The 22,208-nt window shown below is 39.0% G+C and carries 20 protein-coding genes; 13 read left to right on the forward strand and 7 right to left on the reverse strand.

Annotation, left to right across the window (positions count from 1 at the left end):
• The coding region (ettA, locus tag E0H89_RS15235) for an energy-dependent translational throttle protein EttA (RefSeq protein ID WP_131218220.1) at nucleotides 1-1,321 on the reverse strand (1,321 nt) is incomplete at its 3' end.
• Nucleotides 1,322-1,628: 307 nt separating this feature from the next.
• On the opposite strand from ettA, the gene E0H89_RS15240 reads away from it, so the two are divergent.
• From E0H89_RS15240 to E0H89_RS15255, 4 genes are all read left to right on the forward strand, one after another.
• Nucleotides 1,629-2,906, forward strand: a complete 1,278-nt coding sequence (locus E0H89_RS15240; protein ID WP_131218222.1) for an O-acetylhomoserine aminocarboxypropyltransferase/cysteine synthase family protein — start codon at nucleotides 1,629-1,631, stop codon at nucleotides 2,904-2,906.
• Nucleotides 2,907-3,219: 313 nt separating this feature from the next.
• Nucleotides 3,220-4,107 (forward strand): SDR family NAD(P)-dependent oxidoreductase, encoded by an 888-nt coding sequence (locus tag E0H89_RS15245; RefSeq protein WP_131218224.1) that lies wholly within the window; start codon nucleotides 3,220-3,222, stop codon nucleotides 4,105-4,107.
• 95 nt (nucleotides 4,108-4,202) lie between these two features.
• Nucleotides 4,203-4,517, forward strand: coding sequence for a hypothetical protein (locus tag E0H89_RS15250; protein ID WP_131218226.1), 315 nt, complete (start codon nucleotides 4,203-4,205; stop codon nucleotides 4,515-4,517).
• A 66-nt stretch (nucleotides 4,518-4,583) separates the two neighbouring features.
• Nucleotides 4,584-5,570: a DUF2806 domain-containing protein gene (locus E0H89_RS15255; protein ID WP_131218227.1), complete on the forward strand. Its 987-nt coding sequence runs from the start codon at nucleotides 4,584-4,586 to the stop codon at nucleotides 5,568-5,570.
• Nucleotides 5,571-5,610: 40 nt separating this feature from the next.
• Here the strand turns inward: E0H89_RS15255 and E0H89_RS15260 are convergent, their stop codons facing one another.
• Nucleotides 5,611-7,977: a Tex family protein gene (locus E0H89_RS15260; RefSeq protein ID WP_131218229.1), complete on the reverse strand. Its 2,367-nt coding sequence runs from the start codon at nucleotides 7,975-7,977 to the stop codon at nucleotides 5,611-5,613.
• Between the two features lie 336 nt (nucleotides 7,978-8,313).
• Between E0H89_RS15260 and ompR the strand changes: the two genes are divergently transcribed.
• The 3 genes from ompR to scpC all read left to right on the forward strand — a co-directional run bounded on the left by ompR (nucleotide 8,314) and on the right by scpC (nucleotide 12,537).
• Entirely contained in the window at nucleotides 8,314-9,078 is a 765-nt protein-coding gene (gene ompR, locus E0H89_RS15265) for an osmolarity response regulator transcription factor OmpR (RefSeq protein WP_067726874.1), read from the forward strand.
• 275 nt (nucleotides 9,079-9,353) lie between these two features.
• Entirely contained in the window at nucleotides 9,354-10,814 is a 1,461-nt protein-coding gene (locus E0H89_RS15270) for an ATP-binding protein (protein ID WP_131218231.1), read from the forward strand.
• Between the two features lie 205 nt (nucleotides 10,815-11,019).
• Complete coding sequence (gene scpC / locus E0H89_RS15275; protein ID WP_131218233.1) at nucleotides 11,020-12,537, forward strand: succinyl-CoA:acetate CoA-transferase ScpC; 1,518 nt, start codon at nucleotides 11,020-11,022, stop codon at nucleotides 12,535-12,537.
• Nucleotides 12,538-12,680: 143 nt separating this feature from the next.
• On the opposite strand, the gene E0H89_RS15280 is transcribed toward scpC, so the two are convergent.
• Nucleotides 12,681-13,430 (reverse strand): hypothetical protein, encoded by a 750-nt coding sequence (locus tag E0H89_RS15280; protein ID WP_131218235.1) that lies wholly within the window; start codon nucleotides 13,428-13,430, stop codon nucleotides 12,681-12,683.
• A gap of 180 nt (nucleotides 13,431-13,610) precedes the next feature.
• Between E0H89_RS15280 and E0H89_RS15285 the strand changes: the two genes are divergently transcribed.
• Nucleotides 13,611-14,309: a DsbA family oxidoreductase gene (locus E0H89_RS15285; protein WP_131218237.1), complete on the forward strand. Its 699-nt coding sequence runs from the start codon at nucleotides 13,611-13,613 to the stop codon at nucleotides 14,307-14,309.
• Between the two features lie 91 nt (nucleotides 14,310-14,400).
• Here the strand turns inward: E0H89_RS15285 and E0H89_RS15290 are convergent, their stop codons facing one another.
• The gene (locus tag E0H89_RS15290; RefSeq protein ID WP_067868960.1) at nucleotides 14,401-14,601 is read right to left on the reverse strand and encodes a dodecin family protein; all 201 of its coding nucleotides are present in this window, start codon (nucleotides 14,599-14,601) and stop codon (nucleotides 14,401-14,403) included.
• Nucleotides 14,602-14,844: 243 nt separating this feature from the next.
• Here E0H89_RS15290 and E0H89_RS15295 point away from each other — a divergent pair, with 243 nt between their 5' ends.
• The 5 genes from E0H89_RS15295 to E0H89_RS15315 all read left to right on the forward strand — a co-directional run bounded on the left by E0H89_RS15295 (nucleotide 14,845) and on the right by E0H89_RS15315 (nucleotide 18,677).
• Nucleotides 14,845-15,072, forward strand: coding sequence for a glycine zipper domain-containing protein (locus E0H89_RS15295; RefSeq protein ID WP_131218239.1), 228 nt, complete (start codon nucleotides 14,845-14,847; stop codon nucleotides 15,070-15,072).
• 222 nt (nucleotides 15,073-15,294) lie between these two features.
• Complete coding sequence (locus E0H89_RS15300) at nucleotides 15,295-15,480, forward strand: hypothetical protein (RefSeq protein WP_131218241.1); 186 nt, start codon at nucleotides 15,295-15,297, stop codon at nucleotides 15,478-15,480.
• 343 nt (nucleotides 15,481-15,823) lie between these two features.
• A complete protein-coding gene (locus E0H89_RS15305) occupies nucleotides 15,824-16,003 on the forward strand; it encodes a hypothetical protein (protein WP_131218243.1) in 180 nt (59 codons plus the stop codon).
• A 10-nt stretch (nucleotides 16,004-16,013) separates the two neighbouring features.
• Complete coding sequence (locus E0H89_RS15310) at nucleotides 16,014-17,468, forward strand: hypothetical protein (protein WP_131218245.1); 1,455 nt, start codon at nucleotides 16,014-16,016, stop codon at nucleotides 17,466-17,468.
• A 144-nt stretch (nucleotides 17,469-17,612) separates the two neighbouring features.
• Nucleotides 17,613-18,677 carry a hypothetical protein gene (locus E0H89_RS15315; protein WP_131218247.1) on the forward strand — a complete coding sequence of 355 codons (1,065 nt, stop codon included), beginning with the start codon at nucleotides 17,613-17,615 and terminating at the stop codon, nucleotides 18,675-18,677.
• A gap of 91 nt (nucleotides 18,678-18,768) precedes the next feature.
• On the opposite strand, the gene htpG is transcribed toward E0H89_RS15315, so the two are convergent.
• From htpG to E0H89_RS15330, 3 genes are all read right to left on the reverse strand, one after another.
• Nucleotides 18,769-20,688, reverse strand: a complete 1,920-nt coding sequence (gene htpG / locus E0H89_RS15320) for a molecular chaperone HtpG (RefSeq protein WP_131218249.1) — start codon at nucleotides 20,686-20,688, stop codon at nucleotides 18,769-18,771.
• 93 nt (nucleotides 20,689-20,781) lie between these two features.
• Complete coding sequence (locus E0H89_RS15325) at nucleotides 20,782-21,126, reverse strand: lysozyme inhibitor LprI family protein (RefSeq protein WP_131218251.1); 345 nt, start codon at nucleotides 21,124-21,126, stop codon at nucleotides 20,782-20,784.
• A gap of 165 nt (nucleotides 21,127-21,291) precedes the next feature.
• Nucleotides 21,292-21,954: an OmpW/AlkL family protein gene (locus E0H89_RS15330; protein WP_131218252.1), complete on the reverse strand. Its 663-nt coding sequence runs from the start codon at nucleotides 21,952-21,954 to the stop codon at nucleotides 21,292-21,294.
• Nucleotides 21,955-22,208: the final 254 nt, after the last annotated feature.

Consider the following 22,208-nt stretch of genomic DNA (forward strand, 5'->3'; position numbering starts at 1 on the left):
GTTTTTGCTGATCTTGACCTTTAAAGTTGAAACGACCGATATAAGCACGTGATGCAATTTCGTAATCGCCTACCTTCAAGATATCGAGACCACCAGAAATTTCTTCCCAAACGGTTTTATTGTCATCCAAAGTATCACGCAGCTGACCCACGTAAGACACTTTAACGGATTCACCCAAGGTTACTGTACCGGTATCGGGTTGTTGCTCGCCAGTCATCATACGGAACAGTGTAGTTTTACCTGCACCGTTAGGACCCACAATACCCACAATCGCAGTCGGTGGCACAGAGAAGGTTAAGTTCTCATAGAGCAAACGACCATCAAATGATTTGCTAATGCCTTCAACATCTACAACCTTGTTACCTAGGCGTGGACCAGGTGGAATATAGATTTCAGAAGTTTCGTTACGTTGTTGGAACTCACGTGAGTTAAGTTCTTCAAAACGTTCCATACGCGCTTTGTTTTTCTTTTGCTGACCTTTGGCATTTGAACGAACCCATTCAAGTTCTTTTTTCAATGCTTTGGCAAAAGATTCTTCCTGTTTGTTTTCTTGCTCTAAGCGGGCATTTTTCTGTTCCAACCAAGAAGAATAGTTGCCTTGGTAAGGAATACCATGTCCACGGTCAAGCTCCAGAATCCACTCGGCCACGTTATCCAAGAAATAACGGTCATGCGTAATCGCAACGATGGTACCGGCGAAGTCTTTCAAAAAACGTTCTAACCAAGAGACAGATTCTGCATCCAAATGGTTCGTCGGTTCATCAAGAAGCAACATATCCGGTTTAGATAACAATAAACGACACAATGCAACACGGCGACGTTCACCACCTGAAAGCAAGTTTACGTCTGCATCCCAAGCTGGAAGGTTCAGTGCTGCTGCAGCCTGATCCATTTGGTTAGTCAGGTTATGCGCATCCCAAGAATGGATAATTGCTTCTAACTTCTCTTGTTCTTTTGCAAGTGCATCGAAGTCAGCATCTTCTGCTGCATATTCAGCAAATACTTCATCCAGACGCGCCAAGGCATCTAGGGGTTCACGTAAACCATCTTCAACGTTACCACGAACGTCTTTATTTGGATCTAATGGTGGTTCCTGCTCAAGATAACCGATTTTAATACCCGGTTGAGCACGTGCTTCACCTGAGAAATCTTTATCTACGCCCGCCATAATACGAAGCAAGGTAGATTTACCTGCACCGTTTAAACCAAGCACACCAATTTTTGCGCCTGGGAAAAATGATAAAGAGATGTCTTTCAGGATTTCGCGCTTAGGCGGAACCATCTTTGACACACGGTTCATCGTGTAAATATATTGGGCCACGTAGGACTCCTCTATAGAAAAAACCACATTCGCATAACCATAATATTATGCAAACAAATAATAGCGGGCATTATACGATGAAAGTGCCGAAAAAATAAGGCATAGCTCGCATCTTCAATAGAATGTTACAACTCAGGTCGCGTTTATTTTTTAAACATATTACCCAAACTTAAACTGGTTCAAGCTGAATTGAAAAATGATCACTGATATGAATATTTAAGATAACAATTTCATTTAAATAGCACTTTGATTTATATATAGAAATGCTAAACTCGATCAATATTTAACTCACGAAGATGATGTAAACATGACCTATAAAGATGAAACCCTGGCCATCCATGCGGGATATAGCCCAGATCCAACCACAAAAGCAGTGGCTGTACCGATTTATCAAACCACATCTTATGCCTTTGACAATACTCAACATGGGGCCGATTTATTTGATTTAAAGGTTCAGGGCAATATCTACACCCGTATTATGAACCCGACTACAGCCGTTTTAGAACAACGTCTGGCAGCACTTGAAGGTGGTATTGGTGCATTGGCCTTGGCATCCGGCATGTCAGCCATTACCTATTCTATTCAGACCATTGCTGAAGCCGGTGACAATATTGCCTCTGTTTCGACTTTATACGGCGGAACTTATAACTTATTTGCGCATACATTGCCAAAACAAGGCATTGAAGTGCGTTTCTTTGATTATCAGAATCCTGAAGCGCTGCGTGGTCTGATTGATGAAAAGACCAAACTGGTGTTTGTGGAATCGATTGGTAATCCACTGGGCAATATTATCGATCTGGAAGCGATTTCGAAAATTGCGCATGAATATGGTGTACCCGTTATTGTCGACAACACGGTTGCCACCCCTGCTCTACTGAAACCTTTTGAACATGGTGCCGATATTGTGGTGCACTCACTAACCAAATATATTGGCGGTCATGGCAACTCGATTGGTGGCGCCATTGTGGATAGTGGCAAATTTCCTTGGGGCAAATATCCTGAACGTTTCAAAGTGCTGAATACACCTGATCCAAGCTATCACGGTGTGAATTATGTGAAAGCTTTAGGTGCAGCCGCTTATATCGCGCGTGCACGTGTGGTGCCATTACGCAATACTGGTGCCGCAATTAGCCCTCTCAGTGTATTCCTGATTCTGCAAGGCTTGGAAACTTTAAATTTACGTATGGAACGCCATACTGAAAATGCGCAAAAAGTGGCTGAATATTTACAGCAGCATCCAAAAGTAAAATGGGTCAATTATGCTGGCTTAAAAGATCACCCACAGCATGCTTTGGCGCAAAAATACGTGAAAGGCAAACCATCTGCGATTCTGTCTTTTGGGGTACAGGATGGGCTTGAAGGTGGAACTCGATTTATTGATGCATTGCAACTCTTTACCCGTCTGGTGAATATTGGGGATGCAAAAAGTCTCGCTTGCCACCCTGCCACGACCACCCATCGCCAGCTCAATGAGGAAGAATTGAAGTCAGCGGGAGTCAGCACGGACATGGTTCGCTTGTCAGTTGGAATTGAACATATTGATGATTTAATTAATGATTTAGAACAGGCGCTTGCTCAAGTTTAATTTTTTATAAGCTACTTTAAACTGAACCTTCTTCCTCAATGAGAAGAAGGTTTTTATTTCTTCAATGGTTTTTGCTTATTTCTCTTTGCTTTTTTTTGAATTCATGGTAAAAATTAAGTTATAAGAAGAATAAAAATAGAGCAATTACTCTAATTATATTTGTAAATTCAACAACTTATTTATAGATTTTTTTTTAACTTTGGTTATCATAACCTACACGAGAAGAGCTCAATTCCCCAATATTTTGAGTCAAATAATCAACTAGAAAAAACATAAGTTAGCATTTTGTTCTATTTAAATTAGGAAAAACAGCGTGAATTCAAGACTAGAGAAACTTTTTCGCAACCGCGTCAACGGCAAAGTGGTTTTAATTACAGGTGCATCCAGTGGTATTGGCTTAACTGCTGCACATAAACTTGCCGATGCAGGCGCACATGTTTTATTGGTGGCCCGTACCAAAGAAACATTAGATCAAGTTAAACAAGAAATTGAAGCAAAAGGTGGACAGGCTTCAGTGTTTCCATGTGATTTAAATAACATGGAATCGATTGATGAAGTTTCTAAACAGGTTTTAGAGTCTGTCGATCATATTGATATTTTAATTAATAATGCGGGACGTTCTATTCGTCGTGCAGTACACGAATCATCCGATCGTTTTCATGATTTTGAACGTACCATGCAACTGAATTACTTCGGTGCCATCCGTTTAGTCATGAATATTTTACCACAGATGATGATGCGCCGTGATGGTCATATCATTAACATCAGCTCGATTGGTGTATTGGCCAATGCAACACGTTTTTCAGCTTATGTCGCATCTAAAGCTGCACTGGATGCGTTTAGCCGCTGCTTGTCCGCCGAAGTTCATTCGCATAAAATTGCGATTACTTCAGTTTACATGCCGTTGGTACGCACCCCGATGATTGCACCAACCAAAATTTATAAATATGTACCAACCCTTTCTCCTGAACAGGCAGCAGATCTAATTGCTTATGCCATTGTGAAGCGTCCGAAGAAAGTGGCGACTCACTTAGGCCGTTTGGCTTCTATCACCTACTCTATTGCGCCAGATATCAATAATAAATTGATGTCTATTGGTTATAACCTGTTCCCAAGCTCTTCAGCTTCGGTCGGTCAACCACAGAAATTGAATTGGGTGCAAAAAGCGTATGCTCGTTTGTTCCCGGGTGAACATTGGTAAAATCTTTTCATAAGATATTTTCAAATGAAGGCCAGTCATGAGACTGGCTTTTTTATGTTATAAACACGCATCATTTTTTTGCTTTTAGATTTTTTATGCGGATTGCTGCTGTTATTTTTCAATATGCCTGTTGTGCTTTTGCCCTGTTTCTTTGCTACCGAATAGTTACTTCTATCCATCAACAAGACTATCAATTGATGGATATAGTCAGTGATGTTGGTAGTATTTTAATTTGTATCGATTTGGCTATATTTCTGCATTTCAATAAGTCGATGGCATCGCTAAAAATGAAACGTGCATCTCAACAGTCGCCGGTAGAAGTTTCAACATTGGAAAAGGTGAGCCGTAAGTTGGGGCATTTGGGCATTATGCTGATTATTTGTAGCTGGATTGTGCCAAAGCTTGCATAAAAAAACCTCCCACTTGGGAGGTTTTCAATTATTGTAATATTAATAAGAATCAACATATTGAAAATTATGATAGATCCGATTACTACAATAGCTACTGCTGCCGCAACTAAAGGGGCGGCAAAAGGAACAGATAAGCTCATAGATTTATTATTTTCCAAAAAAATTCTTCAGCAAAAGCGCCTTGAAACTCTTTCTACAACCCAAAATCAAAAAGATGCAGAGCTTATTCAAAATGGTCTTGCTGAATTTAGAGACGGAAAATTTCTTTTAATCGAAGATCAAATTGGGAATCCCTCCTCGCCTTTAGGATTAATTCTTGCTCAAAATCATCAAAACCAATCTGAAAACTTAAGTAAATGCTTAAGCAAAGCTTATAAACATTTATCTAAAAAAGCTGATGAAGAAATCAATGATGAACAAATCTCAGAAACTTTCTTCAATAAATGGATGAATTATGGGAAAGAGGTTTCTGAAGATGAGTTACAAGACTTATGGGGCAGAATTTTAGGTGAAGAAATTACAACACCAAGCTCTATCAATTATTTAGTTTTAAATACATTTTCATTAATCAGTAAAAAGCATCTGGAAGCTTTTATTGATCTATTACCATTTATTTGCGATGGAAATTTATATTGTAATAATGCTCTATCAGCTGAGGAAAATTACTCTTATGTACCACCTTCAATTTTATCTGAGTTAATTGACTTAAATATTATTAAAGGTCTACATCCTGGAGATGTTTTTTTCAAAAAAGAACTACATCAAGTCACTTATGGTGATAAAAGCTTCCCATCAATTTATGTTAATAAAACTAATTTTATAGCTCTCCACCTTAGTGATAACCTTCACGAAATTAAACCTAATTTCTTTTTACTTACCACTATTGGACAAAAGCTATTTGAAATTGCTCTGAGTAACTTTGAAATTGAAAATTATTTTTTAAAGCTAATAAATAGTTTTAAACAACTTCCTGAATTTAACTCTATACAAGCCTTTGAATTAGTATCTTTTATTGACAATAAATGGCAATCTAAACTTATTATTCAAAGATAGAAAAACCTCCCAAATGGGAGGTTTTTTTAGTAATTAAAGATTACTTTGAACCTTTAATCCCGGCTTGTAATAACAATGCACCCAAACCACCAATTTTTTGCTCTTGTGGTTTAGCAGCTTGAGGTTTTTTATGACCTTGTGGACGGTCGCCTTGAGGACGTGCATTTTGCGGACGCTTCGCTTGTGGCTTGCGTTCACCACGTTGTTCAGTTTGAGCATTTTGCTCACGGCGTGGCTGACGTGGCGCTTTAGCGGGTGCTTCAGAACCTTCAGGACGCATAGACAAGTTCACACGGTTACGCTCAGCATCCACTTGTAATACACGTACTTGAACGATTTGACCCGGCTTCACCACTTTGTGTGGATCTGACACAAACTCATTCGCCAGTTCAGAAATATGTACCAAGCCGTCTTGATGTACGCCGACATCTACGAATGCACCAAAATTGGTGACATTGGTGATCACGCCTTCAAGTTGCATGCCGTCAGTCAATTGCGATACTTCGGTAATATCTTCACGGAACTTCGCAGTACGGAATTCTGGACGTGGATCACGACCGGGTTTTTCCAGTTCGCTCAGTACGTCTTGAATCGTTGGCAGACCAAATTTTTCATCCGCAAAAGCTTCAGCATTTACTTGGCGAATAATTTCTGAATTACCAATAATATCTTTTACAGTGGTTGCTTTTGCTTCAACAATTTTGCTCACCAAAGCGTAACTTTCAGGGTGAACCGCAGATGCATCCAATGGTTCAGAGCCATTTTGAATACGCAAGAAACCAGCTGCCTGTTCAAAAGTACGCTCACCTAAACGAGGTACATTTTTCAAGGCTTGACGGTTGTCAAAACGACCATTTTCTTTACGATATTCAAAAATTTGTTGTGCAATCGATTTATTCAAACCTGCGATATACGAAAGAATTGCAGGAGATGCTGTATTTACATCCACACCAACCGAGTTCACACAGTCTTCAACCACAGCTTCAAGGGTTTTCGCCAAGCCTGTTTGGTTTACGTCATGTTGATATTGACCTACACCAATCGATTTCGGATCAATTTTTACCAGTTCCGCCAATGGATCTTGTAAACGACGGGCAATGGATACTGCACCACGAATTGAAACGTCTAGCTCTGGAAGCTCTTGTGATGCCAATTCAGACGCTGAATAAACCGATGCACCCGCTTCCGATACTGAAACGCGAGTAAGATTCAAGTCTGCATTTGCAGCCATCATTTCCGCAACAACCGCTTCAGTTTCACGGCTTGCTGTGCCATTACCAATCGCGATTAAATCGACATTGAATTCACGGCACAGACGTGCAAGTTCAGCAATTGAACCTTCTTTGTCTTCTTTTGGCGCAAATGGGTAAATCGTACTGTGGGCAACGACATCACCTGAAGCATTGACTACAGCCAATTTCACGCCAGTACGGATACCTGGGTCAACGCCCAAAGTGGTACGCGCGCCTGCAGGTGCAGAAAGCAATAAGTGACGTAAGTTTTCAGCAAATACATCCATTGCCTCGCTTTCAGCGGCAAGACGTTTTTCAGTCAACAATGAATGTTCAATTTGTGGACGAATTTTACCTAACCAGAACAGCTTAGCAGTCTGTTTCAAGTAATCTGCACGCGCTTGTGGTTGAACCGAATCAAGATTGTATTCGGTTTCAATACGCGCCAAGAGTGCATCATCTTCACCATCCACCTTTAAGCCCAATACGTTTTCTTGACGGCCACGTAACATTGCAAGCAAGCGGTGTGAAGGGACTTTATTGAAGTTTTCAGAGAAATCGAAGTAATCGCGGAATTTCTTACCGACTTCTTTTTTCTCTTCACTTGCCACTGCGCTTTTTAAAACAGCAGTTTTCGCAAAGCTCGCTTTTAATTCTGTAGTCAAAGCAATGTTTTGCGCCCAGTCATCAATCAGAATGTGCTGGATCGCATCAAGCTGACTTTCTACATCTGGATAATCTTCATGACTAAAGCCAGCTAAAGCTTCAGTCGGATCAACTTGCTCTGTAAAGATTTTTTCCGCGATTGGACCCAAGCCTGCTTCTTTGGCTTTAAATGATTTGCTGGTACGTTTTGGGCGGTACGGCGCGTAAAGCTCTTCTAAAGCATTCTTGGTTTCAGCAGCGTTGACGCGATTCAATAAATCATCTGACAATTTATTTTGTTCTTTCAGAGATTCAATCACCTTTTCACGGCGCTCAAATAAATCGCGCAGATATGATAAACGCGTGTCGAGTTGGCGTAACTGCGTATCGTCTAAGCCCTGAGTTACTTCTTTACGGTAACGTGCAATAAAAGGAACGCTTGCACCCTCATCAATTAGCTTGATGGCAGCTTCTACTTGATTTGGACGTACGGCAATTTCTTTTGCTAACTGCTGAACTAAGTCAGTCATCGTGTTTGATCCCACAAGGATAAGTACTAAATGGCATGATTATAAAGACCAAGACCATAAAATCCACAATTGTTTTTATTAAATTTATAAGTGGTCAATATTGCCAATCAATGTGACTTTTATAATTGCCTACAAAATTAATTGATAAGTAGATTTTTAATCTGAATATTCAGCAAGATCAACTACAATTTAGATGTATACATTTGGTATCTATGTCTTGATTTTACCTGCTATATTTGTTGCTTTAGAGCATAGTAAACAGATACAAATGAATCGTATACTCAAGACTATCCGAACTTTTGTTTACGATGACAATAAAGAATAAAGGAGCACATCATGAGTTTAGTTGTACCTGCTGAAAAAACAGATCCAGTACAAAACGAAACTGATCGCGTCGAACGCATTCTCGTTGTAGATGATGATGTGCGTTTACGTACATTATTACAGCGCTTTCTAGAAGATAAAGGCTTCGTGGTCAAAACTGCACACGACGCAACACAAATGGATCGTTTATTACAGCGCGAACTTTTCTCCCTGATCGTGCTCGATTTCATGTTACCCGTGGAAGATGGCTTAAGCATTTGCCGTCGTTTACGCCAGTCCAATATCGATACACCAATTATCATGCTGACTGCACGCGGTAGTGACTCTGACCGTATTGCAGGACTTGAAGCCGGTGCAGATGACTACTTGCCAAAACCATTTAACCCAAATGAACTTTTAGCACGTATCCGTGCAGTACTACGTCGTCAAGTACGCGAAGTTCCAGGTGCACCTAGCCAGCACATGGAAGTGGTCAGCTTTGGTCCATGGTCACTGGATTTATCGACACGTACCCTGACCCGTGAAGGTCAAGTGGTAACGCTGACTACAGGTGAGTTCGCTGTACTTAAAGCACTGGTGCAACATCCGCGTGAACCGTTGACGCGTGACAAGTTGATGAACCTTGCCCGTGGTCGTGAATGGGGTGCCATGGAACGCTCGATTGATGTTCAGGTATCTCGTTTACGCCGTCTGGTTGAAGAAAATCCTGCCCGTGCACGCTATATTCAAACCGTTTGGGGCGTAGGTTATGTCTTTGTTCCAGATGGTGCGGAATAATGACTACAATGTTTGAATACAAAGCTATTTGTTATTCAAACTGAGAATAGATACGTATACATGCCATTCACAACTTGCCCTTCATGCGATAAATATTGTTTCTGCGATGCTCTAAGTAAACAGATAACAGTGAACAGGTTTTGTGAATGGCAAAAGTTTTTGGTTACTTTTTTCGAAAAAGTAACCTGTTGAGCTCCTTCCAATAAACGGACAAACAGGAAGAATCCGCTATTAGCCTTAAACTGTTCGCCCCAAATTCACCATAGGAATCAGGTGTGAAACTCGAACCCATCGACCCACAGAAATTTACTGATTTTGAGACTTATTCGGAAAAGAAGCGAACCCGCTCGGAACGCTTTTTTGACAAGATTAAGCCGCGTTCTGCTGCAATGCGTACCACTGTGCTGGTATTATTCATTGTATTCTTCAGTTTATTTATGTCGTTATGGTTCTTTTGGCGTACGCTTTATTTGCCTGAGATTCAGCAGCATGCACGTTATTTAGGTGTTGAACTAGAAATTATCAATAATCCAGATTTACGTATTTTTCATAATAATGCCGAAGTGGATGTCGATACCTGGTTAAAAAACCGCGTCGGAATTGAATACGTTACCGACCCGAAAGAATATCCGAGTGTGCGTGATAAAGTCATTGCCGAGTTTTTTACCAACCAAATTGAGAAAAAGTTAGCCAAAGAACTGAAAGTTGAAAATGTGACCGTCTATTTCCAGTTTAAGCCGAGTCCGCGTATTTGGATTCAAACCCCTGAAATGAATGGCCATTGGGTACGTGAACCCTTAAAAACCTATGCCAACTATAGCCCGGAACTGGTGTTTGGCTGGTTGCTTGGTGTGCCACTGATTGCTGCTGCAATTATTCTGACTTTGGTTCGCCAATTAAATCGCCCCTTACGTCGTCTGCAAAATGCGGCAAATAACTATAGTAAAACCGGTTCTGCTCCTTATCTGGAAACCAACCATGGTCCTCAAGAAATTCGTGAAGTAAACCAAGCTTTTAATCAAATGATTTATACCCTGGATCAGACTGAGCGTGACCGCCGTATTATGCTGGCAGGAATTTCACATGACTTGCGTACACCCTTGACCCGAATTCGCTTAAGCGCAGAAATGATGCCTGATGAAGACTTTCTTAAAGAAGGTTTGATTTATGATGTAGAAGATATGGATGCAATTCTTGATCAGTTCATTTCATACATGCGAGATGGCTCAGATGAGGAATTACAAGACACTGACATTAATATGCTGTTACAAGAATTAGTCATTCAGTTCAAACCTTTAGATATCCGTTTTACAGCCCAAGATATACCCCTCATTCAGGCCCGTAGCCAGTCTTTAAAACGTATGATTGGTAATTTAATTAATAACTCGAAACGTTATGGTGCTGAACCTATTGAATTATCAGCCAAAGTTGAAAATGAGCATATTTATATTAGTGTTGCGGACAACGGAGATGGTATTCCAGAAGATCAGATTGAAGACTTAATGCAACCGTTTGTGCGAGGCAATGAAGCACGTACCATACAAGGTAGTGGTTTGGGTTTAGCCATTGTGAAACGTATTGTTGACATGCATCAGGGGCAACTTACAATTCACAATCGCCCTCAAGGCGGGTTGGAAGCGCTTATTTGTTTACCTATTCTTCACAATCAAACAGAAGAAGAGGTTGCTCCAACTACTTTGGGAAAAATTAAACAAACATTAACTGAACACTTTTAACAATTGCACAAATAACACACAAACAGATTTGTTTAAATATTAATCTGTTATTTTTTAGCCCTTTAAAATCAATAAATTAAAACCCATAAAAAATTGTTATACCCACATTTTTTCAAAAAATTAGACCTTAGCCTAACAGGCATGCACAATTCCTTTTTAGGGCGGTACAATCCACCTAGTTTTGAACAAGAATTGAGCGTAAACCATGTCTTTAGATCGTATTCGTTTAGCATCACTTCATGACAAAGTCATGAGTGCCGAACAAGCTGCTACTTTTATCCAAGATGGTATGACTGTAGGTATGAGTGGATTTACTCGTGCAGGTGAAGCGAAAGCTGTTCCTTTGGCACTTGTTAAGCAAGCTCACAGTAATCCTTTGAAAATTACTTTAATTACTGGCGCGAGTCTTGGTAACGACTTAGACAAACAATTAACTGAAGCGGGTGTTCTTGCTCGCCGTTTACCTTTCCAAGTGGATAATACTTTACGTAAAGCCATCAACCAAGGCGAAGTGATGTTCATCGATCAGCATTTGTCTGAAACCGTTGAACAAATGCGTAACCTTCAGCTTAAAAAACCGGATATTGCAATTATTGAAGCAGTTGCAATTACTGAAGATGGCGGCATCATCCCAACCACATCTGTAGGTAACTCTGCAAGCTTTGCCATTTTTGCTGAAAAAGTAATTGTAGAAATTAACACGAACTTAAGCCCTGCTTTTGAAGGCTTACACGATATTTATATCCCGACTTATCGTCCAACACGTCAAGCGATTCCTTTGACTCAAGTAGATGAACGTATTGGTACACATGCAATCAATATCGATCCTGCTAAAATTGTCGGTATTGTAATTAACAATGAATATCATGACTCTCCATCTACTGTGACCCTTCCAGATGATGAAACTCAAGGTATTGCTAACCATTTGATCAATTTCTTTGAACAAGAAGTTGCTGAAGGTCGTTTACCGAAAGATTTAGGCCCATTACAAGCGGGGATTGGTTCTATTGCCAACGCAGTATTGACCGGTCTTAAAGATTCAAACTTTGAAGATTTAGTGATGTATTCTGAAGTACTGCAAGACTGTACTTTCGAATTGATCGATGCCGGTAAAATGAAATTTGCATCAGGTTCATCAATTACGCTTTCTGCTAAATATGGCGAAAAAGTATTTAACAATCTAGAAGCGTACAAAGACAAACTGGTACTTCGTCCACAAGAAATTTCTAACCACCCTGAATTGGTTCGTCGTTTAGGGATTATCGGCATCAACACTGCGCTCGAATTTGATATTTACGGTAACGTAAACTCAACTCATGTTTGCGGTACTAAAATGATGAACGGTATTGGTGGTTCAGGTGACTTCGCACGTAATGCTCACTTGGCAATCTTTGTGACCAAGTCGATTGCAAAAGGTGGTGACATCTCTTCAATCGTACCAATGGCATCACATATCGACCATACTGAGCATGATGTTGATATCCTTGTGACTGAACAGGGTCTTGCCGACTTACGTGGTTTAGCACCACGTGAACGCGCTCGTGCAATCATCGACAACTGTGCGCATCCAATGTACCGTGATGCATTGAATGATTACTTTGACCGTTCATGTGCAAAAGGTGGCCATACTCCTCACCTGCTTCGTGAAGCGCTTTCATGGCACTCTAACTTTGAAGAAACTGGCCATATGCTTGCAGCTCAGCCAGAAGCTAAAATTGCTTAATCACAAAAATTGAATAATATTAAAAAAGCGTACTTCGGTACGCTTTTTTGATTTTAAGAAAATGGATTCCAAGCGGATCATTTCTTTTACATAAAAAAATTAAATTCAATCCTGATCTGTTCAGGATGATGCACGTTCAAACCCTATAAATGCTGTTCCACCGCTTTGCGATTTTGCTTTTTAATTTTTTCCATTTCTGCATTTAACTGCAATACCTCCTGATACAAAGCATTAAATTGCTTTAAAGGTTGATCTTCATAAAACATAAACGTTTTATTCTTTTTCTCCCATTTATTATTTTTCAGAATTTCAAACAAAGCATCGGCTTTAGTTAATATTTGCAACTCCAATGCAAATAAAGCATGGGTTTTATCACTGTCTCGACTTTCACGCAGGCTATCCGTTAACTGATGTCGCAGATTGGCTTTAATGGATAAATGCTTGGCTCGCGTTAAAGTATCCTCTTCACGTTGCTGGGTTTGTTGTTGATACTGTGCGGTTAGAAGATGGGCCTGTTTCAACATCTGCTCAGTCTCTACAAACTTTTGTTTACGGTCTTGATCCAAGCGGTCAATATTTAAAAATTCATCCCAATGAATTGCTTTAAGCGCTCGTAAATACTCATTCCTGGCTTCAGCATTTTGAATCATCTGACTCAGCACAAAGTCAGCCATCACTTTATAGTCGCCCTGTAAACGATTATCTGACACATTGATATTAATCGGTTCAGACCAGTCTTGCGCTTGTTCATAAATGAGTTCTGCTTTTTCATACAATACAGTCTGGTAATCCTTAAGTTGACTCAGGTCATTTTGTTGTACTGAATACTGATAAAACAGCCAACCAAATATGGTACATGTCGCCAATCCTAAGATGAGAAAAATCCTTGGCATGCGAAACTCCCCTATACTGACTTTTTCATAGCATAACCCGATTCAAAAGCATTCTGCTTATTTATTCCGCTCAAACAGATCGCGTTTTTCTGGCACGATTCAACTTTAATTCAATTTTCATGCTTTAAATTTTTATCTGCACCCCCATCAATATAGGCAATAAAAGATTCGAGATTTCTCATGCGCGTAGATATTTGGTCAGATGTGGTTTGCCCATTTTGTTATATTGGTAAAAAACGTCTTGAAGCTGCTGCTGAACAAGCAGGTTTAGAACTTGAAGTTCACTGGCATAGTTATGAATTAGATCCAGAAGCGCCAATCCGTCAGGAAGTTTCAAACTCTGAACGTCTCGCGCAGAAATACGGACGCACAGTTGCAGAGGTTGAGGAAATGCAACGTAATATTGCCACTATGGCAGCTGAGGAAGGAATTCAATTCAATTGGGAAAATGCCAACTCAGGTAACACCTTTAATGCGCATCGCATTATTCACTTGGCTCAAAGTAAAGGATTGGGTTCAGAAGCCAAAGAAGCTTTTTTCTATAGTTATATGACTCAAGGTTTACCGATTGGTGAACGTGAAACAATTGAAGACGTTGCTGCACGCATTGGCTTAAATCCAGTTGAAGTGGAAGATGTTTTAAACTCAGAAGAATATGCTGATTTCGTTAAATTTGATGAAGAAGTCGCACGTGATCAATTAAAAGTCACCGGTGTACCGTTTTTTGTGTTTGATCAACGCATTGCATTGGCTGGCGCACAACCGCGTGAAGTGTTTTTACAAGTCTTTGAAAAAGCTTTGGAAGCCCCTCAAGTGGAAGTCAAAACCGATGAGGCAGCAGTCTGCAAAGATGATCTCTGTGATATTTCAGAAAAGTAATTCTATCTCATCTTAGATGACAGTGATTTACAATCTCTGTTAATTAAAAATCCCCTGCTTAGGGGATTTTTTAACTTCAAGCTGCATCAAGCTAATCGACCAAGAAACTAATTTTTAAATTTACCCGATACTCAGTAATTTTATTGTCCTTAATTACTACTTTTTGCTCATTAATCCATGCACCCTGCACATTTTTTATTGTTTCGGTCACTTTCTCAATACCGGTCTGAATTGCATCTTCAAAACTTTTATTACTGCTTGAATTAACTTCAACAACCTTTGCGATAGCCATCGTTTCAACCTCGAGTTTTATTTTTGTGAATCCAGATCATAGGATATTTTCTAAACAAAATTTTGGGTTTTAACATTACACCGCAAAAACTTACACGTAAGACACAATACCAATATCAGCGATTTAGTTCTTACAAAACACAACTTATATATACAAGGCTTTGACACAACCAGAGGCACAATTCGCTAGTCTGATATGCGGAACATTTAAGTTCTCAATCATTCAACTTTATAAGAGGTAAATATGAATACTGAAGCTCAAAATTCTAGTGTTGATTCAACTGCAGATTCTACGTCTGGACAGCGCTCAAGCATGAAATCGCCTTTTTCACCTACGGTCACGGGTGCTTTGATTGGTGCTGTTGCGGGAAGTATATTACCTGTATTCGGTACCGTGAGTGGCGCTATTATTGGCGGCATTTCTGGTAAAGTTTATGAGAAAAAATGCCAAAGCAAATGTCATAAAAATTGATATTTTTAAACCATTTAAGACAGATTGTGGAAAGACAATCTGTCTTAGAGCAAAAACTCTAAATATATGATTTATATAATAATTTAAACTCACCGTTCATTTTTTTCCTGCCTCAAGTACTTCCATAACTTGCTCACTTTTTGATACCCTTTACGTGAAATATATTTTATTTATCTCCCTTGCCTATTTTTTTAGGCATCCTTTCACCTAAAGGAAATAATGATGAACGCTATTCAATCTGTTTTGGCTATCGCTGTTGTGGCTTTTTCTGCAAATGTATCTGCTCAAATTGTTTTTGTTCCAGATTTCCCTGCTAAAAAGGCAGTTGAAACTGTAAATGCGGAACAAAAAGCCCCTGCTTCTGAAGCCGTAGAGCAGACTAAAATGACTGTGAAAAAACCAGCATAAGAGCTAGCTTATTCCATAAAAAACAGACTGACCTAACTCAGTCTGTTTTTTATGTCAAAAATTAATTTTATTTTCTTTCATGCTACTTATACTTAATACAAAATCTCGAGCACCAATTAATCTATTTATTTTCAATTTGATGAAAAATAAAACAATAACTCACGATCTATTTTGCGACTTTAGCCGTAAAAAATTTGAATATTTTTTATCTAAAATCTACATTCTATGCTGTTTATGTCTATAAATGCTCAAAATATGACAATATTTCTCAATGCTTTTTCTTTTTAAATCCATATAATCAAAGTATTAACTTAATAACTTCATTGAGTGAAACCATTTTCTTATGTATGAACTTCAAGCGCTCATTCAAGGTAAAATTCCTCCGCAAGCCATTAACATTGATCGTTTGATTGTGCTCGCTGAAGGCTATCCAATACCCAACTCTGCAGAATATAAATTACTTGAGCTTGCTATTAATATGGTATTGGCAAGTTATCTAGAAAAAGCACAAAAATATCTCTAGAGATCGGTTTATGAATGCCTTAGAAAAAGCTTTGCTGGTTAAAGAATTACATCATTTGCTAAATGATTTGGAACATGGTTCTTTATCTTTTTTTGAAATTGCAAAATCAAAATCGCGTTTAATCGAAATTTTTCGTTTATGTGATGAACCCATTTTTAAAAAACAACTTTTAAAATTTAAGTCTCAAACTCAACCTGAGCAAGCCGCAACAGATTTTGCGAATCAAACGTTATTTAAACTTTCTTATCGTGGTTTTTTTCAACAAGATCATGATTTGCAACAAGCACTTTACCAAAATGCTGAATCAGGTTGGGCCATTTTGTACCGCCCTGCACAAGGTTGGCAAATGTGGTTAATTCCAGCCTCAAACCGCAGCGCATTGACAAGTGCCTGGGGAAATCTAGATGATATTTATCGGTGGATGCTAGAACAGCAACAACGCTATAGCTGCCTGAAAACTGACGATAAGTTAAAACAAAAACTGGGCATGTTAGAACAACCCATTACCCTTGCTTCAGCCAAACCCGAAACAAATTTGAGTCCGGATACACCTGCAATACAGCAACAAAATCAGGTCTATAATTCAAGTTTGCTTGAACCCAAAGTTGATATCATTCCTGCTTCCGACCATGTAAACCGCATCGCTTCAGAAGTGCAGCAAACGAATACGCAAGGTATTAATGAACTGCCCCCTATATCAGAGGATAATCCGCAGGCAATTCCTGCAATAACAAATCAAAAATCAATCAGTAAGGATTTCCCCCAAACTGTAGAACTAGCCTCGTATATTGCGCGTCTTCAACCTCTTCATGAAAAAATTGCTGCAGAAGCGGTATATGGTTTAGAAGTCCCAAGTCTTCCAGAAATTTCTCAATATGTTGATTTACTCATCCATGCTTCAGATTTAGAAAACTGGCAAGAACGTCCGATTTATCTGGCTGAACAAATCGATTCGCAGAATTGTTTTAGGAAATATTTAGTGTTGTTCGGCGTTGAAAATCAAATCCAAACGGTTCATGTAATGCATAGATTTACTGAACCATACCAACACCGTATCGCTGCGATTAAAGAAATTTCCTGGGAAGACCTTGCAGAAACCTTTACCGGTTTCGAGGCGCTATTTTATAGCTATACACAAAAAGCAGCTTTAATTTGGAAAAATGAAAACTATCTTCCGTTTATTCCTGCACAACTTTTCCAAACACAAAAGTTTATTCAATTTGAGGAAAGTCCTGCTGACTTTAAGACACCGCTACTCTTACTAAAAGAGCGGCAAAAAATTCGGGTGATTCATGGGCAAAACCGTTTAAATCTGTCACGAACTGAATCTGCTTATCCTTATTTTTTATTAGAACGTCACCACGGTGTAAGCTGGCAATTGATTCAGAATATTATTAACCAAATGAAATCTCCAATCGACTGTTATCAATTATATGAGGCAATTCAAAAACATATTTCGGATTAAGTTTTATTTTTTTGTAGCCAAAGCTTGCTTTTTTATCGCAATTTTTACAAGACTATCGAATAACCAGAATCTAAGAGCAAGGATATGCCCCAAAAGAAAATAATTTTATCAAAATCCCTGTTATTTATACTGTTATCTGGGATCATGAGTGCTTCAAATGGATCGGAGAACTCAGAAAAAAGTACTGACTTACCCACGAGTTCAATTTCGACTCAGGATGAAGATCATAGTTTGCTGTATCAAATTCCAAGTTGGGTTGATGCGCTGCCAACATTTTTGCCACAGCAGTCAAATGAGCCTATTGTTCCTCCCACCTTACAAACTGCCGATCGAACTTGGTTAGACCGCAACCAGCTTAAAGTTCGCGACTGGGCAGATCATACTTCGCATAAAATTGATAATTGGTTTGGCGAAACAGATCCAGAAAAACCCGCATCTGCGACCTTACGTGTGATCGTGGACAACAGCTGGAATAAACATGATGGTTATGAAATTAAACCGCGTATTCGAGGCAAAATTAAACTTCCCACTTTAGAGCGCAAACTCAGCTTAGTCTTTGGTGATGACTCCCTAGACAATGAGCTGGATAATAATGTGGCCATTACCAATGAAAATCCAGGTAATAGCACCGATAAAACCTTAGATCGGCAACGTACCCGTGAAAATAACAGTTCTTTTGCATTTCGCTGGTCAGATTTTTCTAAGCGCCTGCCTTTTGAAACTGATGTAGATTTAGGTCTTCGTTCAGGAGATGATGTTTATTTGCGGCTAAAAGCCTCGAAAGATTGGCAACTGGAAAATGATTTCACCTTTCATGCTGAGCAAATTTATCGCTATGGTATTGATAGCAAAAATTATTTAAGAACAAACCTTGAGCTTACCCATGCCCGTCCAAATGAAGCCATTCTTTCCAATCAGCTCAATCTTACCTATGCCGATGATCAAGATGATGACCTGACCTGGGATAACAACCTGTTTAGACAGCATCAGTTTTTTCATGAAAATACCTTTAGTTATGGTATCTATACCGGCGGTTTTTTAAACAATAATGACTTGCGTTTAAATAGCTGGGGGCCCTTCGTTTCATGGCGACAACCCTTATGGCGTGAATGGTTCTATGTGCAAGGTAATTTAAACTATCTTAATAATCATCGAGATGATCGCAGTCATTTCATTGGTGCATCGGTGCGTTTAGAAGCATTGTTTTAATTAGGCTTAAGCAGGTTTATTTACTTACCCTTCAGATAATTTTCAATAAAAAAACCTCCCTAAGGAGGTTTTTTTATTTTCTAGAATAGACTTATTTCAACAATAAACTATTAATACGTTTTACATATTCAGCTGGGTCATCAGGTAATCCCCCTTCTGCAATTACGGCCTGATCAAAGATCACATTGGCCAAATCATCAAACTGGTTCGATTCCTCCAGTTTTTTTACTAAAGGATGTTCAGGATTAATTTCCAGAATCGGTTTGCTTTCCGGAATAGTCTGGCCTGCCTGTTTCAACATACGAATCAATTGCGGAGAAAGCTCTCCTTCACCCGTCACCAAACATGCAGGAGAATCAACCAAACGCGTAGTTACACGGACTTCTTTGGTTTTGGCTTTGAGTGAGTCTGAAAGTTTATCTATAACAGGTTTAAACTGTTCAGCAGCAGCTTCTAACGCCTTCTTCTCCTCAGCATCTTGCAAGTCGCCCAAGTCCACTGCACCCTTAGATACATTTTGCATAGGCGTACCATCAAATTCATTGACGAATTCCATCGCCCATTCATCGACACGATCTGCCATTAATAGCACTTCGATGCCTTTTTTCTTGAACAGTTCCAATTGTGGCGAGTTTTTCGCAGCAGTTAAACTGTCCGCAGTGACATAATAAATCGCTTTCTGGCCATCCTTCATGCGGGCTTTATAATCTGCCAATGAAGTTGAAATCTCATCATTGGTTGAGGTCGAGAAGCGTAATAGTTTTAAAATACGTTCACGGTTACCAAAATCTTCACCCAAACCTTCTTTAATCACTGAACCAAATTCAGCATAGAATTGTTTGAATTTCTCCTGATCTTTTTCATCTTCCGACTTCGCCAAACTATCTAGCATAGTCAAGATACGGCGAGTATTACCTTCACGAATGGTTTTCACATCACGGCTTTCTTGTAGCAGTTCACGGCTAACATTCAGCGGAAGATCAGCACTGTCCACCACCCCCTGAACAAAACGCAAATAATTTGGAATCAGGTTATCCGCTTCATCCATAATGAAAACGCGTTTTACATACAGTTTAATACCTGCTTTGGCTTCACGGGTGAAAATATTGTTTGCTGCTTTACTCGGTATATAAAGTAACTGCGTATATTCAGTGCTACCTTCAACTCGATTGTGCGCCCACGCCAAAGGTGCTTCAAAGTCATGGCTTAAGTTCTTATAAAACTCTGTATATTGCTCGTCAGTGATCTCATTCTTATTTCGAGTCCAAAGGGCACTGGCAGAGTTAATCGCTTCCCATTCATCCGTTTTGACCATTTGACCTGGTTTAGCTTCTTCACCTTCAACCGTTTCTTCTTGCTGCCAAATTTCTTTTTGCATTTCAATTGGCAAACTGATGTGGTCAGAATATTTATTGATGATTTGCTTAACTTTATAAGATTCTAAATACTCAAGCGCATTGTCACGCAAATGTAAAATGATATCTGTTCCACGTGAAGCCTTGGTGATTTGTTCAACTTCAAAATCCCCTGTACCGGTACTGATCCATCGTACTCCTTCAGCAGTATCGGCAGCAGCATGACGTGATTCAACAGTAATTTTTTCGGCCACAATAAAACCGGAATAGAAACCGACCCCAAACTGGCCAATCAATTGCGCATCGGCTTTTTGGTCACCCGACAGTCTAGACATAAAGTCTTTGGTGCCTGATTTGGCAATGGTTCCTAAGTTATCAATGGCTTCTTGTTCAGTTAAACCAATACCGTTGTCTGAAATGGTGATGGTTTTATTGTCTTTATCTAGACTGACACGAACATGCAGTTCCGGATCATTTTCATAATATTCAGGATGGTTAATCCCTTCAAAACGCAACTTATCACAGGCATCAGACGCATTCGAAATCAGTTCGCGTAAGAAAATATCAGGATTTGAATAAAGTGAATGTGTCACCAAATGGAGAAGTTGGGCTACTTCTGCCTGAAAACTATGTTTTTGTGTACTTTGTTCGCTCATCAGTCACTCCTTAAATTCATCAAACACTTTTTATTGAATGCTTAATGAATGGAGTGACTTAAGAAATTTTCAATAGTAAATAATAAATTTTTCTTAAAATGGACCCTGTCTATAAACACGATCCATATACATATCCAGTTTTTGTTGACGCATTTTATATACTTCAATAAGACAATTACGAGAATTGCCACATTGATCGCGTAATTGTAACCACTTCACCTGTTCATCCTGAATAACGCCACGTGTTCCCATAGGAACCAGACGCTTAATAATATTATAGGTAGTTGCCATTTTTACATCGGCATCATTTACAGCCCGATGCTCACAAATAGCTTGCTCTGTCTGTGTTCGGGCATGATCACAATTGAAACTCGCGGCATAAACAGATCCACTGAATAGGCTAAAAAAGACCATACTGTAGCAGTTGAATAATTTCATGATTTGTTCTTCTCTTTTTAGCTTATTTTCTATCATCAACTTAAACAAAATTTTGCTCATTAAACAGTGTCAATGTGCTCAATCTATGTGATTTATTGTAAGTTTTTCATTAAAAAACCTCATCTATAAAGATGAGGTTTATTGACGCTGATTTTTATTTTTATCTTAGAATTTGTAGCTATAACCGAGTGTATAAACCCAAGGATTCACTTCTAAATCACCCAGTTTAACTTTAGTGCCATCAGCAGTTTTTGCATTCAATTCGGTTTCTACCGCTGCATAACGTACGTCCGCAAAAACACCCCAATTTTTTGCATCAGCAGGTTGGAAGTTAAAACCGACTTGTCCGGCAACACCATAAGCGACCTCTGCTTCTAACTTTTCAGCACCAGTTAGCGCTTGAGCGTCTGCAGATAATTTTTCACCCCAAGGAATAACCACTGTCGCACCAAGACCTACATAGGGTGTAAAACCGGTAGAATTTTTAAAATTATATTTTGCAGTAAGGGTTGGAGGCAAATGTTTAAAGCTGGCCACTTCCCCTAAACCTTCTAGTTCCACATCATGTTTAAAAGGTGCAGCTAAAAGTAATTCAACAGAAATCGGCGAGTTATCGAAGAAATACTCTACAGAAGGAGTAAAGTTAATTTCATTACTAATTTCAGATTTTAATGCAGCTGAACCACCTGCCGCTAAAGGTACATTTAAAGTACCGTTATCATCATTTTGTGGTGCCAAAGCAGAAGCACCTAATTTCACCTGCCAATCACCTGCCATCGCTGAAGCAGACATCCCCAATAATGCAATAAAAGCAGTTTGCTTTAACATTTTAAATACCCCATGGAAGAATAATAATAGTAAAAATAAAATATTAATTAATAATAAACACGAGACAAATTAATATGCAATAGCGATTAATTAATAATAATTATGTTTATTTTTAAGCAATTGATAATATTAAATATTTATTTTAAATAGACTAAATTGGTTGGTTTTAAAACCAACCAAGTTAATCAGTTTTTATTATTATATTCCGAGTATATTAATCAGATTTATTATATTAAGTATTTAAAAGATCTATT

Origin of the sequence: Acinetobacter sp. ANC 3781, assembly GCF_004331285.1 — a bacterium.
Taxonomy (GTDB): Bacteria; Pseudomonadota; Gammaproteobacteria; order Pseudomonadales; family Moraxellaceae; genus Acinetobacter.

Bases quoted from the DNA above. Each gene is read 5' to 3' on its own strand.
- scpC (WP_131218233.1), top strand. From the start codon at position 11,020: ATGTCTTTAGATCGTATTCGTTTAGCATCACTTCATGACAAAGTCATG.
- E0H89_RS15330 (WP_131218252.1), bottom strand. From the start codon at position 21,954: ATGTTAAAGCAAACTGCTTTTATTGCATTATTGGGGATGTCTGCTTCA.
- E0H89_RS15325 (WP_131218251.1), bottom strand. From the start codon at position 21,126: ATGAAATTATTCAACTGCTACAGTATGGTCTTTTTTAGCCTATTCAGT.
- ompR (WP_067726874.1), top strand. From the start codon at position 8,314: ATGAGTTTAGTTGTACCTGCTGAAAAAACAGATCCAGTACAAAACGAA.
- E0H89_RS15305 (WP_131218243.1), top strand. From the start codon at position 15,824: ATGTATGAACTTCAAGCGCTCATTCAAGGTAAAATTCCTCCGCAAGCC.
- E0H89_RS15260 (WP_131218229.1), bottom strand. From the start codon at position 7,977: ATGACTGACTTAGTTCAGCAGTTAGCAAAAGAAATTGCCGTACGTCCA.
- E0H89_RS15255 (WP_131218227.1), top strand. From the start codon at position 4,584: ATGATAGATCCGATTACTACAATAGCTACTGCTGCCGCAACTAAAGGG.
- E0H89_RS15315 (WP_131218247.1), top strand. From the start codon at position 17,613: ATGAGTGCTTCAAATGGATCGGAGAACTCAGAAAAAAGTACTGACTTA.
- E0H89_RS15290 (WP_067868960.1), bottom strand. From the start codon at position 14,601: ATGGCTATCGCAAAGGTTGTTGAAGTTAATTCAAGCAGTAATAAAAGT.
- E0H89_RS15300 (WP_131218241.1), top strand. From the start codon at position 15,295: ATGAACGCTATTCAATCTGTTTTGGCTATCGCTGTTGTGGCTTTTTCT.
- E0H89_RS15285 (WP_131218237.1), top strand. From the start codon at position 13,611: ATGCGCGTAGATATTTGGTCAGATGTGGTTTGCCCATTTTGTTATATT.
- htpG (WP_131218249.1), bottom strand. From the start codon at position 20,688: ATGAGCGAACAAAGTACACAAAAACATAGTTTTCAGGCAGAAGTAGCC.
- E0H89_RS15310 (WP_131218245.1), top strand. From the start codon at position 16,014: ATGAATGCCTTAGAAAAAGCTTTGCTGGTTAAAGAATTACATCATTTG.
- E0H89_RS15240 (WP_131218222.1), top strand. From the start codon at position 1,629: ATGACCTATAAAGATGAAACCCTGGCCATCCATGCGGGATATAGCCCA.
- E0H89_RS15280 (WP_131218235.1), bottom strand. From the start codon at position 13,430: ATGCCAAGGATTTTTCTCATCTTAGGATTGGCGACATGTACCATATTT.
- E0H89_RS15295 (WP_131218239.1), top strand. From the start codon at position 14,845: ATGAATACTGAAGCTCAAAATTCTAGTGTTGATTCAACTGCAGATTCT.
- E0H89_RS15250 (WP_131218226.1), top strand. From the start codon at position 4,203: ATGCGGATTGCTGCTGTTATTTTTCAATATGCCTGTTGTGCTTTTGCC.